The sequence below is a fragment of the Rhizobium sp. 05N49 genome (genome assembly GCF_056396805.1).
Genome location: NZ_JBFTME010000007.1, coordinates 304,691 through 320,794, shown reverse-complemented (window position 1 = coordinate 320,794; position 16,104 = coordinate 304,691). Strand labels below are relative to the sequence as shown.

General features: G+C 59.6%; 13 protein-coding genes. 7 read left to right on the top strand and 6 right to left on the bottom strand.

The window, feature by feature from the left end; genetic code table 11:
- The first annotated feature begins 99 nt into the window (after positions 1-99).
- Both AC1DF8_RS17000 and rpmG read left to right on the top strand, forming a co-directional pair.
- A complete protein-coding gene (locus AC1DF8_RS17000; RefSeq protein WP_112544521.1) occupies positions 100-1,284 on the top strand; it encodes an MFS transporter in 1,185 nt (394 codons plus the stop codon).
- 93 nt (positions 1,285-1,377) lie between these two features.
- Positions 1,378-1,545, top strand: coding sequence for a 50S ribosomal protein L33 (gene rpmG, locus AC1DF8_RS16995; protein WP_003587245.1), 168 nt, complete (start codon positions 1,378-1,380; stop codon positions 1,543-1,545).
- A 758-nt stretch (positions 1,546-2,303) separates the two neighbouring features.
- On the opposite strand, the gene AC1DF8_RS16990 is transcribed toward rpmG, so the two are convergent.
- On the bottom strand, positions 2,304-3,677 hold the full coding sequence (locus AC1DF8_RS16990; protein WP_113014069.1) for a PleD family two-component system response regulator: 1,374 nt from the start codon (positions 3,675-3,677) through the stop codon (positions 2,304-2,306).
- A 17-nt stretch (positions 3,678-3,694) separates the two neighbouring features.
- Complete coding sequence (locus AC1DF8_RS16985; RefSeq protein ID WP_028754034.1) at positions 3,695-4,066, bottom strand: response regulator; 372 nt, start codon at positions 4,064-4,066, stop codon at positions 3,695-3,697.
- 132 nt (positions 4,067-4,198) lie between these two features.
- Between AC1DF8_RS16985 and AC1DF8_RS16980 the strand changes: the two genes are divergently transcribed.
- On the top strand, positions 4,199-4,513 hold the full coding sequence (locus AC1DF8_RS16980; RefSeq protein ID WP_112544525.1) for a DUF3572 domain-containing protein: 315 nt from the start codon (positions 4,199-4,201) through the stop codon (positions 4,511-4,513).
- Positions 4,513-5,187 (top strand): hypothetical protein, encoded by a 675-nt coding sequence (locus AC1DF8_RS16975; protein WP_183851125.1) that lies wholly within the window; start codon positions 4,513-4,515, stop codon positions 5,185-5,187. The genes AC1DF8_RS16980 and AC1DF8_RS16975 overlap by 1 nt, the downstream gene beginning before the upstream one ends.
- Here the strand turns inward: AC1DF8_RS16975 and AC1DF8_RS16970 are convergent.
- Positions 5,162-5,749: a GNAT family N-acetyltransferase gene (locus AC1DF8_RS16970; RefSeq protein WP_113146324.1), complete on the bottom strand. Its 588-nt coding sequence runs from the start codon at positions 5,747-5,749 to the stop codon at positions 5,162-5,164. The two genes, AC1DF8_RS16975 and AC1DF8_RS16970, sit on opposite strands and share 26 nt — an antisense overlap.
- A gap of 76 nt (positions 5,750-5,825) precedes the next feature.
- On the opposite strand from AC1DF8_RS16970, the gene AC1DF8_RS16965 reads away from it, so the two are divergent.
- Complete coding sequence (locus AC1DF8_RS16965) at positions 5,826-7,115, top strand: DNA polymerase IV (RefSeq protein WP_478154225.1); 1,290 nt, start codon at positions 5,826-5,828, stop codon at positions 7,113-7,115.
- A gap of 57 nt (positions 7,116-7,172) precedes the next feature.
- On the opposite strand, the gene AC1DF8_RS16960 is transcribed toward AC1DF8_RS16965, so the two are convergent.
- Complete coding sequence (locus AC1DF8_RS16960) at positions 7,173-8,903, bottom strand: GNAT family N-acetyltransferase (RefSeq protein WP_478154224.1); 1,731 nt, start codon at positions 8,901-8,903, stop codon at positions 7,173-7,175.
- A 153-nt stretch (positions 8,904-9,056) separates the two neighbouring features.
- On the opposite strand from AC1DF8_RS16960, the gene AC1DF8_RS16955 reads away from it, so the two are divergent.
- Positions 9,057-10,307: a L,D-transpeptidase family protein gene (locus AC1DF8_RS16955; protein ID WP_112544531.1), complete on the top strand. Its 1,251-nt coding sequence runs from the start codon at positions 9,057-9,059 to the stop codon at positions 10,305-10,307.
- Positions 10,308-10,310: 3 nt separating this feature from the next.
- Here AC1DF8_RS16955 and AC1DF8_RS16950 read toward each other — a convergent pair whose 3' ends face one another.
- Entirely contained in the window at positions 10,311-10,742 is a 432-nt protein-coding gene (locus tag AC1DF8_RS16950) for a winged helix-turn-helix transcriptional regulator (protein WP_112544532.1), read from the bottom strand.
- A 144-nt stretch (positions 10,743-10,886) separates the two neighbouring features.
- Here AC1DF8_RS16950 and AC1DF8_RS16945 point away from each other — a divergent pair, with 144 nt between their 5' ends.
- Complete coding sequence (locus AC1DF8_RS16945) at positions 10,887-12,284, top strand: MFS transporter (protein ID WP_478154223.1); 1,398 nt, start codon at positions 10,887-10,889, stop codon at positions 12,282-12,284.
- Between the two features lie 39 nt (positions 12,285-12,323).
- On the opposite strand, the gene dnaE is transcribed toward AC1DF8_RS16945, so the two are convergent.
- Positions 12,324-15,809: a DNA polymerase III subunit alpha gene (gene dnaE / locus AC1DF8_RS16940; RefSeq protein WP_478154222.1), complete on the bottom strand. Its 3,486-nt coding sequence runs from the start codon at positions 15,807-15,809 to the stop codon at positions 12,324-12,326.
- Between the last annotated feature and the right edge of the window lie 295 nt (positions 15,810-16,104).

Below are 16,104 nucleotides of genomic sequence, written 5' to 3'. Positions count from 1 at the left end.
TTGTGAAACCCTGCCCGTCACTTGGATTTGGCATGCCTATGTCTTTCTATGTGGCACCAGACGGACGATTCGTCCGCATACTTCTCTAAGGATGGATAAATGTCTCAGCCGAGGAACGGCACACCGGGCGATGTCGAGGAAATCCATTGGCCTTCTCTGGTGGCAGCCGTCTCGTCCATCTCCGCCGTGGGCATCGCGATCGGCCTGGGACTTCCTCTGCTCAGCATCATCCTCGAAAAGCGCGGCATTTCCTCCACCCTCATCGGCCTCAATACCGCGATGGCCGGTATCGCGGCGATGGTAGCAGCGCCCATCACCACCAAGCTTGCCCACAAATACGGTGTAGCGCCGACAATGATGTGGGCGGTGCTGATCTCGGCGCTCAGCGCACTCGGTTTTTACTATGCGCAGGACTTCTGGATGTGGTTCCCGCTGCGCTTCGCCTTCCACGGCGCGACGACCACGCTTTTCATCCTCTCGGAATTCTGGATTAACGCCGCTTCACCGCCGTCCAAGCGCGGATTCGTGCTCGGCATCTATGCAACGGTCTTGTCCATCGGCTTTGCGGCGGGACCGCTGATCTTCTCGTTGCTCGGTAGTGACGGCATCCTTCCCTTCCTGGTCGGTGCCGGCGCGATCCTGCTTGCCGCCATCCCGATCTTCATCGCCCGCGATGAGAGCCCCGTTCTGGACGAGAAGCCGGAACTGCACTTCATGCGCTACGTCTTCCTGGTGCCAACCGCAACGGCCGCCGTCTTCATCTTCGGCGCGGTCGAGGCCGGCGGTCTCTCGCTCTTTCCGATCTTTGCGGTGCGCGCGCATTTCACCGAATCGCAAGCCGCCCTGCTTCTCACCATGATGGGTGTCGGCAATGTCATCTTCCAGATTCCGCTTGGCCTGCTTTCTGACCGCATAAAGGACAAGCGTCCCCTGCTGGCGCTGATGGCCCTGACCGGTTTCGTCGGCACGATGATGCTGCCGATCCTCGTCAACAACTGGCTTCTCATGGCCGGCATCCTGCTTTTCTGGGGCGGTTGCGTCTCCGGCCTCTACACTGTCGGACTCAGCCATCTCGGCTCGCGGTTGACAGGTTCGGACCTTGCGGCGGCTAATGCGGCCTTCGTTTTCTGTTATGCAGTCGGTACCGTTGCAGGCCCTCAGGTGATCGGCGCTGCAATCGACGTTGCCGGAAACAACGGTTTTGCCTATGCAATTGCCGGTTTCTTCGGGCTTTACGCCCTGCTCGCAGGCATAAGACTGCTTTTCCTCGGAAAGCGGGCTTGACTTTTCGGGCTAGATTCGTAGTTTCGCGCCAGAATTTGCCGTGGAGCCTATCCGGCTTTCCACGGCTTTCATTTTCTTAAAGGCAGGACGACCATGGCCAAGGCTACCACTATCAAGATCAAGCTTCTGTCGACGGCCGACACCGGTTTCTTCTACGTCACGACGAAGAACAGCCGTACGATGACGGACAAGATGACGAAGACCAAGTATGACCCGATCGCTAAGAAGCACGTCGAGTTCAAGGAAACCAAGATCAAGTAATCACTGATCTTACGGGTTTTGGAAAAGCGCGCGCCTTCGGGTGCGCGCTTTTTTTGTCCCGGGTTCGCCTGACATCGATGTTAGCGCAAACACGAAAAACGCCGCCCTTCCATCTTCGGGAAGTGACGGCGTTTTTTTCGAAAAGGGGGTCGGCCAGCATGCAAAACGGCACGAGGAACCGTTTAAGATTGCGTACCAGCCGACCGACCCCACGACCCAGGAGATGCGGCGGACCTGAGCATCATGGGGTATCGACAACTCCTCCACGGGAGCGTTTTTTGTTCTGAGCCGATGATTTGCTCAAAAACGAAAGAAAATCAACAAATTCTTAATGGTAAAATTTCCGAGTATGATTCTATGGTTAAAAGTCCAGTTTTGGAACGTGTAAAGAGGCACCCAATTCCGCTTTACCAAAAGGACAATATCTTAGCCTATCAAGAATATTAGAAATATATCTCAATAATACCACCGCCCCTCCCCTTACGTAAGGCGCCGGCGTTACGTTTTCTGAAATACGATTTACGGGAAGGGGTCATTCTGAAGGCAATTATAGTCCGCTCTTCTTGCGTCGTTCACGACCTCTAGCTTTTTGGATCAGCTGGCACGTGCTATCGAAAGAAACACGCTTTAAAGTCCATTTTTGGGCTAGCGGGTTGAAAAACCAACCTCTTCATTGCAGCCATCAACATTAAATATCCGTAAGGTCCAGCAGCTGCCGGTGGATAACCCAATGCGACGCATCTCGAAAAGCCGTGCCTTCAGGCGGCCGAGGCCACGACGCGGTTACGCCCGGTATTTTTCGCCTGATAGAGAGCAAGGTCCGCCTGCTTCATCAGCTGGTCGGGCGTTATGACTGAGGATATGCGCGAGGATATGCCGAAAGAGGCCGTAATATTCAGCGTTTCGCCTGAGGACTTCAACAGGAACGGGGTGCTTTCGATGGCCGCGCGCAGGCGCTCGGCAACGGCCGCGGCAACCTCCGGCGAGGTGTCGGGCATGACGACGACAAATTCCTCCCCGCCGTAACGGCAGGCGAGATCAGCGCCGCGGACGGTCGAGCGCACCCGGGTCGCGAATTCCTTCAGCACCTGATCGCCACCGTCATGGCCATAGGTATCGTTGACCTGTTTGAAGCGGTCGATATCGGTGATAAGCACCGAGAGGGGCCGGCCGCGCGCCATCGATCGATTGAAGAGCACATTGAGATGGTTGTCGAGATAACGGCGGTTGTTCAGGCCGGTCAACGGATCGGTGACGGCAAGTTCGATCGTCTGCTTGACGCTGGCGCGCAGGCGATCGTTGTAGCGCTTGCGGCGGAGCTGCGTCAGGCTGCGCGCGACCAGTTCGTTCGGATCAACAGGGCGCACAATATAGTCGTTGACGCCGAGATCGAGTGCCCGGATGACCATGTCGTCGGCGCCCTGTTCCGTGATGATCAGGATCGGCAGAAAACGGGTTCGTTCTAGCGACCGGAACTGCGAGCAGAGCCGCAGCGGGTCGTAATCGTCGAAATTGGCGTTGACGATGACGAGTTCGAAGCCGTTCTCGGCGGCTTCGAAAAGAGCGGCCTGCGGATCGGAAAGGGCAACCACATCGGCAACAGGCTTCAGCGTCTTGATGATACGCTCCTGCGAGTTGGCACGGCCATCGACCAGCAACACCTGTCCCACCTCCTCGGTGCGTCCGTCGCCGATGCGCATCAACTCATCCATGCCCATCGTATGGGCGGTCTCGGCGCGCACGCGCAGTTCGTCGCTCAGCGTCTTCAGGCGCAGCAGGCTTTTTACGCGGGAAATCAGTTGCAGATCGTTGACGGGCTTCGTCAGGAAGTCATCGGCGCCGGCTTTGAGGCCACGCACCCGGTCGGCAGGCTGGTCGAGCGCGGTGACCATGACGACGGGAATATGGTTGGTCTTCGGATTGGCTTTCAGCCGCTCGCAGACTTCGAACCCATCAATGCCAGGCATCATGATGTCGAGCAGGATGAGATCGACCTGATTGCGATCGCAAATCGCCAGTGCCTCGTGGCCGTCGGCAGCTGTCAACACGTCGAAATATTCGGCGAGCAACCGCGCTTCGAGCAGCTTCACATTTGCCGGAATATCATCAACAACCAGTATTCGCGCAGTCATGAATCTTTTCCGATGCCTCAGGCGTCGCCCAAATAAGTCTTGATCGTCTCAATAAATTTCGGAACGGAGATCGGCTTGGAGACATAGGCTTCGCAACCGCCCTGTCTGATCCGCTCCTCGTCGCCCTTCATGGCAAAGGCAGTGACGGCGATGACCGGGATCACATGCAGGTCGTCGTCTTCCTTCAGCCACTTGGTGACTTCGAGGCCGGAAACTTCCGGAAGCTGAATGTCCATCAGAATAAGATCGGGCCGATGTTTGCGCGCAAGATCAAGCGCTTCCATGCCATTGCGGGTCTGGATCGTGGTATAACCCGAGGCCTCGATAAGGTCTCGAAAGAGCTTCATGTTGAGCTCGTTATCTTCTACAATCATCACCTGTTTGGGCATGATCAGCTGTCCCTACGTCCGCTCTTGAAGCCAAATGTCCACGATAAAGACATTAGCTGACAAATGGCTCCATGAAACCGATAGTGCAAGCTACCGGTATTTGGTTGAAGAAAAGGTAACTCGACCACCGCAATGCAAAGCAATTTCAAGACTTCGAAACAACTTGCGGCGACAGCCGATCCGCAAGAAACGGCCATCGCCGTCCTTGGCTGGCTTGCAAACGACCCGGATCTCTTCGGTCGCTTCCTGGCATTGACAGGTGTCGAGCCGCAGCAAGTGCGCAACGCGATCAACGACCCCGGCTTCCTTGCCGGCATGCTCGATTTCCTCATGAACCATGAGCCGACGGCGGTCGCCTTCTGCGAGGCGACGAACACGACGCCGGAAGCGTTGACCGCGGCATGGCGCCACTTCTCGCCGCCCGGCCTCGACTCCGGGGAATACTGATCGTGAGCGCCGAACTCGACATTTCGCACATCCGCCTTGGCGACAGGCCGCTCATCGTCTGCGATGTCGATGATGTGGTGCTGCAATTTATCGATCCTTTTCAGCTCTACCTCAAAAGTCTCGGCCACGAATTCCTGCCGCGCTCCTTCCGCCTTCACGGCAACATTGTGTCGCTGGCGGATGGGCTCGCGCTTGACGATCAGCATGTCAGCCGGCTGATCCTTGATTTCTTCGAGGCCCAGGAAAGCTGGCAGACGCCTGTCGACCCGGTCGTTTCGACGCTCGAACGCCTGTCTGACGATGCCGACGTCCTGTTCCTCACCGCGATGCCGCCGCAGTTTTCCGCCCATCGCCGCCGCCTCCTCGACAGCACCGGCCTCACCTTCCCGCTGCTTGCCAGCGAACAGCCGAAGGGACCGATCGTGCAGGCGCTGCATGGCGGCCGCGACCTTCCCGTCGTGTTCATCGACGATATGGCGCGCAACCTGCATTCCGTGAAGGAGCACGTGGCAGATTGCCTGCTCATCCATCTCATGCCGGATTCGCCCGTTCACCGCTTCGCGCCGGCGGCCGCCGCCGATATCGCGCGAGCAAGAGACTGGACGCATGCCACCGAACTCATCAGCCAACATCTTACAGCGCACACGATCAGGCGTGCAAATCCAGCCGCATGAGCGGCCGGCCGTCCTTGCGCCGTGCAATCGTCTCGAAACCGGCTCTGTCGAAAATCGCCGTCGAGCCGATACAGAGTGTGACCGATTTCGACTGTTTCACCTGGTCGATCGGACAGGCTTCCAGCAATCGCGCACCCTGGCTTCGGGCGTAGTCGACGGCGCCGGCGAGCAGTCTGTGGCTCAAGCCTTTGCCGCGCAGTTTCGGCAGCAGGAAAAAGCAACTGACCGCCCAGATCGAGGGATCATGTGCATCACCCTCCTCCAACGGCCGCGAGACCGTTCGTGGTGAATTGAACTGCGGCACGTCGTGGCGCGGCCCCACCTGCACCCAGGCTATCGGCTCACCCTCCGCATAACAGAGAATACCCGGCGGCGGTCCGGCCGAAATGCGCTCCTGCATGTGGGCCTTGCGCTCCGAAGGTTCCATCTTCGTGCGGACAGCATGTGGAAGGCGCAGCGCCACGCACCAGCAATTGTAGAACGCGCCCTGCGGGCCGAACAGGGTTTCGAAGTCTCCCCAGCGGCCGGCCGTGACAGGTTCGAAACGAAGATCGATATCCACGGCCAAGCTTTCCTCCCACTCTTGAGACTCAAGAGCTTAGGGCGTAGTGTTGCAATGTTCAACCTTTGTTCCAGCCATGACGCCTGCATCTGACAAGACACCCGGCTTCTGTCGCGACTGCCTTGCCGAGCAGAAGGCAGACCTGCGCCGCTGCCATGTTTGCGGCAGCCCTCGCCTCGCGCGCCACAAAGAGCTTTATGACCTGACGCTCGCGCATATCGACTGTGACGCCTTTTACGCTGCCGTGGAAAAACGCGACAATCCGGAGCTTGCCGACAAGCCCGTGATCATCGGCGGCGGCAAACGTGGCGTCGTCTCCACCGCCTGTTACATTGCCCGCATCCACGGCGTCCGCTCCGCCATGCCGATGTTCAAGGCGCTGGAAGCCTGCCCGCAGGCGGTCGTCATCCGCCCCGACATGGAAAAATATGTAAAGGTCGGGCGGCAGGTCCGCGCGCTGATGCAGGAACTGACGCCGCTTGTGCAGCCACTCTCCATCGATGAGGCCTTCCTGGAACTCGGCGGCACCGAACGGCTGCATCACGATCCTCCGGCCCGCACGCTGGCGAAGTTCGCCCGCCGCATCGAGAAGGAGATCGGTATCACCGTCTCGGTCGGGCTGTCCTATTGCAAGTTCCTCGCCAAAGTCGCGTCCGACCTGCAGAAGCCGCGCGGCTTTTCCGTCATCGGGCGCGAAGAGGCCGTGGAGTTTCTGGCGCCTCGTCCCGTGACGACCATTTGGGGCGTCGGCAAGGCTTTTGCCGCAACACTCGAAGCCGACGGTATCCGAACGATCGGCCAGCTGCAGCAGATGGAAGAGAACGATCTGATGCGCCGCTACGGCAGCATCGGCCAGCGGCTTTCCCGCCTGTCGCGTGGCGTCGACGACCGCCAAGTCCACATCAACGATGCCGCCAAGAGCGTGTCGGCCGAAACCACCTTCTTCGACGATATCTCGCGTTATGACGATCTGGTGCCGATCCTGCGCAATCTCTCGGAAAAGGTCTCGTGGCGGCTGAAGAAGAACGACATTGCCGGCCAGACCGTGGTGCTGAAAATGAAGACCGCCGATTTCAAGTCACGCACCCGCAACCGTCGCCTCGAAGATCCGACGCAGTTGGCCGACAAGATCTTCCGCACCGGGCTCGACCTTCTGGAGAAGGAAACCGACGGCACGAAATTCCGTCTGATCGGCATCGGCGTCACCGACCTCGGTGATGCCGGCCGCGCTGACCCGCCCGATCTCATCGACCAGCAGTCCAGCCGGCGCGCGGCGGCGGAGGCGGCCATGGACAAGTTGCGCGACAAGTTCGGCAAGGGCACGGTTGAAACCGGCTATACTTTCGGCGGCAAAGGGAACCGATAGGCCTTGTTTGACGCATGTCGTCATCGCAAATCCCCGCATGCATTGGCGCAACAGGCGTTAAGCCGGTACCGTCTCCATCTCTCGCAGCGCCGCATCGCGGTTCTTCACTGCCTGGGCATAGCCGGGCTCGGTCGCGACGGCCTGCTCGTAGCTTTCCAATGCCTCAGCGTGGCGCCCCAGGCGTCGCAGAACGTTGCCGCGATTGTTGAGGGCGATGGCATGGTGTGTATCAAGCGCAATCGCCCGGTCATAGCTTCTGAGAGCCTCTTCGAAATTGGAAAGCTGCGCGAGAATATTGCCGCGATTGCAATAGGCCGAGGCGGAAGCCGGTCTCACGTCGATCGCCCTGTCGACACAGACCTTGGCGTCGTTGAAAGCGCCTTTCTGCAACAGCAATAGCGCCAGATGCTGAAGGGCATCGAAGTGATCCGGCACGACGGCAATCACTTCGCGGTAGCCAGCCTCCGCCGTGGCAAGATTACCGGCACGGTGCCGTTCGGCAGCGGCGGCGAAATGGGCGGCAGGGTCGGCGATTGGCTTTGGCGGGTGCGTCGCCTCGATCTTCGCCAGCAAAGCGATTGCCGGCCCATAGGCGTTGTCGGCGGCAAGAATCTGCCGGCAGCAGAGTTCGGCAGCATTCGGGTTGTCGTTTCTGACGAAATACACTGCCTGATGCATGGCTAGATCGAGCGAGTGCGGATCGAGCCGATCGCCGATATTTTGGCCCGAAAGCGTAGAGACCTGCAGCTTCTCAACGATGTGGTGCTCGGAACCGAAAAGATCCTTGTAGCCATAGTTGCCGGTACCGAGATCGTATATCCGGTATCCGTTCTCGATGCCCCACCGCATATTGTAGCAATGGAGCATGAAGCCGGGGCTGATTGAGTGGCTAAAGCTCAGGTCACGGCTCCCGAGGAAGCACATCATCGACTTGCGATAGGGATCCAGGAACATGATGAAGGTAGCCACCGGCTTATCCCGGTGCCAGAGGATCGGCATGAAAACCGAACCGTCCTTGATACAGGCCGGCAACATATGCCGGCTGTTGTCGAGGATGAATTTGCCGTAGCGCGGCTGGCGTTCACCCCATTGGACGTTCCACATGTCGTAGAAGATGTCGAGGTCGCGCTCCATCGACTCCGGGGTGACATGGGTAATGCGCAGCTCGTTTTCCAGTACGACCAGATCGCGCAGCGCCTTTCGCGCATTGCGCCGCGTCTTGGGGCCGATGCGCTCTTCCAGGAAGGTTTCGAAACTCTCGCCAAGCGGCACGTAGACATAGACATCATGATCGATGTTCTCACCGTCAGCCGTGATATGCGGCCTGCGTGGAACCTTACGCTTCGAGAATTCCGAGGCAGGAAAAGCCGCCAGAAAAATCTTCAGCCTCTCGCTGGACACATAGACATCGTCGAGATCGAGATGCTTCCAATTGAATGTCATCAGGCAATCAGCGAAGGCGGCGAGTGCTGCCCTTGCATCGTCAGAGAATGTGAGAAGGCCGTTATAGCCGGCATAGGGGGTGCCCCCCAGCCGCACGATATTGCCGAGGCCCTGCCCTTCCTCGAAATCGACATGAAGTTGAATGGGCAGGAAAGCGACATAGCGGTCGTCCTCCTTCTGTCGCTTGGCGGCAAGAACGAACCATCGCGAGCGCTGCTCCAGCCACCGGACGATCCAGTGCCAGGACAGGAAATAATGCCCTTCCGGATCGGCGGCATAGACCGCGTTCCAATTATCCTTCAGGGCATGCAGATCATCGAACGCAGAAACAATATCGACATGCATTTCCAAGTCTCCCCCAAGACTTCCAGTATTTTAGATTTGCATAAAATTGAATATCCCACAATCTTGTGATCAAAGCGCGGCCGCGTATTCAAGCCTTCGTTAAACTTCGCATGCTTAAATCCCGTCGTTTTTGTGCATGTGGTGTATTGCGTCATGTCTGTGCGTGTAGGTGTTCTTATCGGGTTGCTGTCGGCGACCGCTCTCGTCGATCCGGCTTTTGCTGCCGATGCGCGCACGCTGCAGATATTCGTGTCCAAGGATAAGCAGTCGCTGGCGGTCTATGACGGTGCGGAGGTCGTGGCGACTTCAAAGATCTCGAGCGGCAAGGACGGGCACACGACGCCGAGCGGCATCTTCTCCGTCATCGAGAAGCAGAAGTACCACGAATCCAATATCTATTCGAACGCGCCGATGCCCTTCATGCAGCGGCTGACATGGTCCGGCATTGCGCTGCACGAGTCCAACTCCGTGCCGCGTTATCCGGCCTCGCACGGCTGCGTTCGTATGCCCGGCGCCTTTGCGAAATCGCTCTACAAGATGACCGAGATGGGCGTGCCGGTCGTTATCACCGACAGCGAGCTGACACCGGAGCCTATCGACCATCCGACCCTGTTCCGCCCCGACCGGCCCGAACCGGCGCCCCTGCTTACGGACGTGGAACTGCGGCCTGCCATCGGTGATGCGAAGACGCAGGTGCAGGTCGCCATGAACGAGACGACGGCTGCCCTGCCGATACCGCAGTTTCAGCTGCAGGCACCGGCTGCCGAGACCTCGCCGATCAGCATCCTGATGACGCGCCGGACGCTGCGTGAAAATGTCGTCGATATCCAGACCCTGCTGAACCAGCTCGGCTTTGCCGCCGGCGAGCCGGACGGGCTGGCCGGTCCCGCGACCGTTCAGGCCATCAATGCTTTCAAAGCGCTGCGGCCAAAGGAATTTGCTCGTGACAAGGGCCTGATCACGGATACTCTCCTCAGGGAAGTTTACGCAGCGGCAGGCCGGGGCGAACCACCGAATGGCGTCATCATGGTGCGGAAGGATTTCAAGCCGCTCTTCGAAGCACCCATTACCATCGCCGATCCGGCCCTTGCTCTCGGCACGCATTTCTTCTCGCTGCATTCAGTCGATGAGGCAGCCGGCACGGCGGATTGGCTGGGCGTGACGCTGGAAAACAATCTTTCCCGCGAAACGGTGAAGCGGCTCGGCATCGCCAACCAGGAAAGCTCCATCATCAGCGGCCGTCCAATCGCCAGAGCACTCAGCCGCATCTCAATGTCTGAAGAGACCCGCCACCGGATCGATGCGCTGATCTCGCCCGGCTCGACGCTGACAATATCAGATACAGGGGTCGGTCCAGAAACCGGTGACGGCACGGAATTCATCACCATCACGCGCGAGAGCTGAGACCTACCAAGGCTTCTCGCTGGCACGCTCGTCGTAGCTTCGGCGGGCCGCGATGATCTTTGTCTGGTTGGTCTCGGTCCAGACGACAAGCGCCTTGATCGTGTCATGCAACGTGCAACCGAGCTCCGTCAGCGCATATTCGACCCTTGGAGGCACCACGGGATAGACCGTTCGCTCGATCAGACCGTCTCGCTCGAGCTGACGCAGTGTCGTTGTCAACATGCGCTGGCTGATGCCGTCGATGCTCCTGCGCAATTCAGTAAAGCGCAAAGTGCGCTTTTCCAGCAGGGCGATGACCAGCAGCGACCATTTATCGGCGATGCGATCCAGAATCTGGCGCACCTCGCACTCCTGTCGCGCATCCCATTGATGGATGTCGTAATCGCGGTCGGTGCTGCAGCAGTCACTCGGTGAGTTTGAAGTGCCTTCTTCCATGGGTTCGAACAATGCCCTACCTTTTCCTTGGTTACAATAGGGAACCGAGGATCAATATGTAACCATCTTCGCTCTTCCCTGCCCTCTACCGACAAGGAATCCATGATGTCTACAAGTCCTCCCCTGACAGCGGAGCGTGGAAGAATGAGCGCCGGTGCCGCCGGCATGCTCGCGGTACTCTGCGGCGCGATCTTTCTCGAAGGCGTCGATGCGGCCATGCTCAATGTCGCGCTGCCCTCGATCCGGGCCGACCTCGGTCTTTCGACCACGACGCTCAGCGCCGTGGTTTCTGCCTATGTGCTTGCCTATGCCGGGCTGATGCTGCTCGGCGGGCGCGTCGCGGATATGTACGGGAAGCGCAAGGTCTTCCTGACGGCGCTGACCGTCTTCCTGCTCTTCTCCGGCCTCGGAGGCTTTGCGAGCGAAGGATGGATGCTGCTGACGGCCCGCTTCGTGACGGGTGCAGCCGCCGCCTTCATGACACCTGCCGGCCTTGCACTCATCAATGGCAGTTTTCCCGAGGGACCGCAGCGCAACCGGGCGGTGCTGATCTATGCCGGCACTGCATCGGCCGGCTTCTCCCTCGGCCTCGTCATCGGCGGGCTTCTATCCGCAATCGGCTGGCGATGGGTGTTCTTCGCGCCGGTGATCTTCTCCGCCATCCTGCTGGTTGCCGGTATGAAGCTGATCGCGGAGGACAAGGAGGTTACAGCCCCGCGCCAGAGGTTCGATGTTGCCGGCGCGGTCACCCTGACCGGCGCCATGCTGCTCGCCGCCTACGCGCTGACCCGGCTCGAGCATGCGACGAGCGACCTCACCTGGACACTGGCAGCAGCAGGGGCGAGTGCTGTGCTCTGGGTCGCCTTCATCCTCATCGAACGCAATTCGCGGGCGCCGCTGGTCCGCCTCGGGATCTTCCGGTCATCGGCATTGCTGCAATCCAACCTCGGAGCGATGCTCTTCACCGGCGCCTTCTTCGGCTTCCAGTTCATCGTCTCGCTCTACCTGCAGGAACTGCTCGGTTGGTCCGCCTTCGAAACCAGCCTCGCCCTCATCGTCATTGGCATGGATGCCATCCTCGCACCGCTGCTGACGCCCTTGCTCGTGGAGCGCTTCGGTAATGGACGTGTCGTGCTCGGCGGCTTCGCCCTTGCCGTCGCAGGCTACGCGCTCTTCCTCGACATGGGGCTCGACTGGACCTATGCGGCGATGCTGCCCTCGACAATCCTGCTCGGCCTCGCCTTCTCGCTCGGCTATGGGCCGCTGACGATCATCGCAACCGACGGCATTGCCGAACACGAACAGGGACTGGCGAGCGGGCTGGTGAATACGTCCTTCCAGTTCGGTGCGGCACTCGGCCTTTCCGCCGTCAGCGCTGTCGGCACTCTGGCGCTCGGCGACGGCGAAAGCCCATCCGAACGGCTGGACGCGCTGCGCACCGCACTTCTGGTGCCGGTCGGAGGCACGCTGATCGGTACGGCAATCATGGGCTTCGGCAGGTGGCGCTGCTCCGGTCTGTCCGGCCGGCCGCAAACCGGCTGACAAACAAGGGCGGCCGGCGCATGCCGGTCGCCCTTTTCATTAGACGAGTTCGACGTCGACGATGCCGGGAGCGGCCCGCAATGCGGCGGCGATCTCCGGCGTGATGCGGTATTTGTCCTGCAGTACGACTTCGACCTCGCGCTTGCCCTCCTCCTTGATCACGATGAAGGAGACCAGGCCATCGCCCCTGGCGTTCAGATGCGCAGCAACGGCGCGCAGCGGGCCGGAATCGCGCACATAGACGCGCAGCGCCTTCTGCATCTGCAGCGATTTTTCCTCCAGCGACTGGACGGTCTGCAGACGCAGGCTGACGCCTTCCGGCCGCTCTTCGCCAATAGCGGTAATGACGAAGGATTTTCCGGGCTCCAGCACGTCACGATACTGGTTCAGCATTTCGGAGAAGAGGACGGCTTCGTACTGACCCGAGGAATCCGAAAAGACGATGATGCCCATCTTGTTGCCGGTGCGCGTCTTGCGCTCCTGCTTGGAAATCACCGTCCCTGCCAAGCGCCCGTTCGCAGCACCCTGCTTCACCGCCGTGGAGAAATCCGCGAAAGTCTGCACGCGCATCTTCTGCAGGATGTTGTTGTAGCTGTCGAGCGGATGGGCAGTCAAGTAGAAGCCCAGGACCTGGAATTCCTTGAGCAGCCGCTCGGAGGCGAGCCAGGGCGAGAACGGCGGCAAGGCGATCTTTTCCGGACCTGAAGAGAGCGCTCCGCCGAAGATATCGGACTGGCCGCTGAGCTTGTTTTCCTGGGCGCGCTGCGCATAGCCGAGCACACGGTCGAGACCAGCCGAAAGCTGGGCGCGATCCAGATTGAAGCAGTCGAAGGCGCCGGCATAGATGAGGCTTTCCAGCACGCGGCGGTTTACCTGGCGCGGATCGATGCGCAAGCAGAAATCCTCGATGCTGGCAAAAGGTTTGTCGCCGCGCATTTCGACGATGTGATCCACCGCAGATTCGCCGACGCCCTTGAGGGCCGCAAGCGCGTAATAGATGCGGTTATCGCCGGTCTCGAACTGGCGGAAGGAGGTCTGGACGGAGGGCGCGATCACCTCGATGCCCAGGCGCTTGGCATCCTGGCGGAAGTCGTTGACCTTTTCCGTGTTCGACATATCGAGCGTCATCGACGCGGCCAGGAACTCGACCGGATAATGCGCCTTCATAAAGGCCGTCTGGTAGGAGACGATGGCGTAGGCGGCGGCATGCGACTTGTTGAAGCCGTAGTTTGCGAACTTCGCCAAGAGTTCAAAGATATTGTCGGCCTGCGGCTTCGACACGCCGTTCTTGACCGCGCCGACGACGAAGCGCTCGCGCTGCTGGTCCATTTCGGCCTTGATCTTCTTACCCATGGCGCGGCGCAGAAGATCGGCTTCGCCAAGCGAATAGCCCGATAGGACCTGGGCGATCTGCATCACCTGTTCCTGGTAGACGATAACGCCCTGCGTTTCCTTGAGCAGATGGTCGATCGTCGGATGGATCGATTCCAGCTCTTCATCGCCATGCTTGCGGGCATTGTAGGTCGGGATGTTTTCCATCGGACCCGGACGATAGAGCGCGACCAGCGCGATGATATCCTCGATGCAGTCCGGCTTCATTCCGATCAGCGCCTTGCGCATGCCGGCGCTTTCCACCTGGAACACGCCGACGGTCTCGCCGCGCGACAGCATCTCGTAGGTCTTCTTGTCGTCGAGCGGGATCTTGGCGAGATCGACCTCGATGCCGCGCTTCCTGCAGAAATCGACGGCGACCTTGAGCACGGTCAGCGTCTTCAGGCCGAGGAAGTCGAACTTCACGAGGCCGGCCTGCTCCACCCACTTCATGTTGAACTGCGTGACCGGCATGTCCGATCGCGGATCGCGATACATCGGCACGAGTTTCGACAGCGGGCGATCGCCGATCACGATACCGGCGGCGTGGGTCGAGGCGTGGCGATAGAGGCCTTCGATCTTCTGGGCGATATCGAGCAGGCGGGCGACGACAGGCTCTTTGGCGGCCTCTTCCTGCAGCTTCGGCTCTTCCTCGATCGCCTTGGAAAGCGGCGTGGGGTTTGCCGGATTGTTCGGCACGAGCTTGCAGATCTTGTCGACCTGGCCGTAGGGCATTTCCAAGACGCGGCCGACGTCGCGAAGGGCGGCGCGTGCCTGCAGCGAACCGAAGGTGATTATCTGCGCCACCTGCTCGCGACCATACTTCTGCTGCACGTAGCGGATCACCTCTTCACGGCGATCCTGGCAGAAGTCGATATCGAAGTCCGGCATCGAAACGCGTTCCGGATTGAGGAAGCGCTCGAAGAGCAGTGAGAAGCGTAGCGGATCGACGTCGGTGATCGTCAGCGCATAGGCGACCAGCGAGCCTGCACCCGAGCCGCGGCCCGGGCCGACCGGAATGTCATGCTGCTTGGCCCATTTGATGAAGTCGGCAACGATCAGGAAGTAGCCGGGGAACTTCATGCGCTCGATGACGCTCAATTCGAATTCCAGCCGCTCGCGGTAATCCTTCTCTTCGTAACCTGCCGACATCCCAAGCTCGGCGAGGCGCATGTCGAGCCCCTCTTCCGCCTGCCGGCGAAGCTCCAGCGCCTCGGCGCGTTCGGCCTCTTCAGGATCGGCGGTGGCGCCGGTGAAGCGCGGCAGGATCGGCTTGCGGGTCTTCAGAATGAAGGAGCAGCGTCGAGCGATCTCGACCGTATTCTCCAGCGCTTCCGGCAGATCGGCGAAGAGCTTTTCCATCTCCGCGCGGCTCTTCAGGTAGTGATCCGGGGAGAGTCGGAAACGGCTGTCGTCGGAGACAATGGCGTTGTGGGCGACCGCCATCAGCGCGTCGTGGGCGTCATAATCGTCGCGCGTCGGGAAGAAGGCTTCATTGGTCGCGACCAGCGGAAGATCATGCTTGTAGGCAAGGCCGATGATCTTCTGTTCGTGCCGCTTGTCGTAAGTGCCATGGCGCTGCAGCTCGACATAGAGCCGGTCGCCGAAGATGCGCTTCAGCGTCAGCAGCCGCGTCTCCGCCGCGGCGGCGTGGCCGTCCTTGAGCGGCATGTCGATCGGCCCGGTCGAGGCGCCCGTCAGCGCTATCAGACCTTCCGTCCCGATCTCATCCAGCCATGAGGCACGGATATGTATTGTCGAATTGCCTTCGCCGCCGAGATAGGCACGGCTGACGAGATCGACCAGCCGTTCATAGCCCGCATCCGTCGCAGACAGAAGCACGATGGACGGCAGCTTGACCAGCGCCTGCTGGCCTCCCCGCTTTTCGGTTTCGAGGCCGTCTTCCATGTCGATCGACACCTGACAGCCGATGATCGGCTGCAACCCGTCATCCATCGCCTTCTGGGAAAACTCCAGGGCGACGAAGAGATTGTTGGTATCTGTGATGGCAATCGCCGGCTGATTATCGCCGGCCGCCTTGTACAGGATCTTCTTGAGAGGCAATGCGCCTTCGAGAAGTGAATAGGCGGAATGCACCCTCAGATGGACGAAGCCCGGCGTTTCGCCGATCGCACCCTGTTCCGCATCCGCCATGACATGCCCTTCCAACTGCATCAATGAAGAATGCGCATTGTCGGCATTGAAGGCGATTCTGTCCAGAAAAAGTCCCGCTTCAGGACCGCATGGCAGCCATGCGGTCCCCTGAAATCTTACATTGCCATGACAATCAGCGAGAAGCTGGCAACGAACATTGCGATGGAGGTGAATGCTGCGATATCACGGATCATGTCAGTCATTTGGCTCTCCTTTGCTCTTATGTTTTTAATTTGTTCCATGTATGTTCTATTGTCAACAGGTTTACCCCCCGCTTCTGCGGGACATGGTTAAC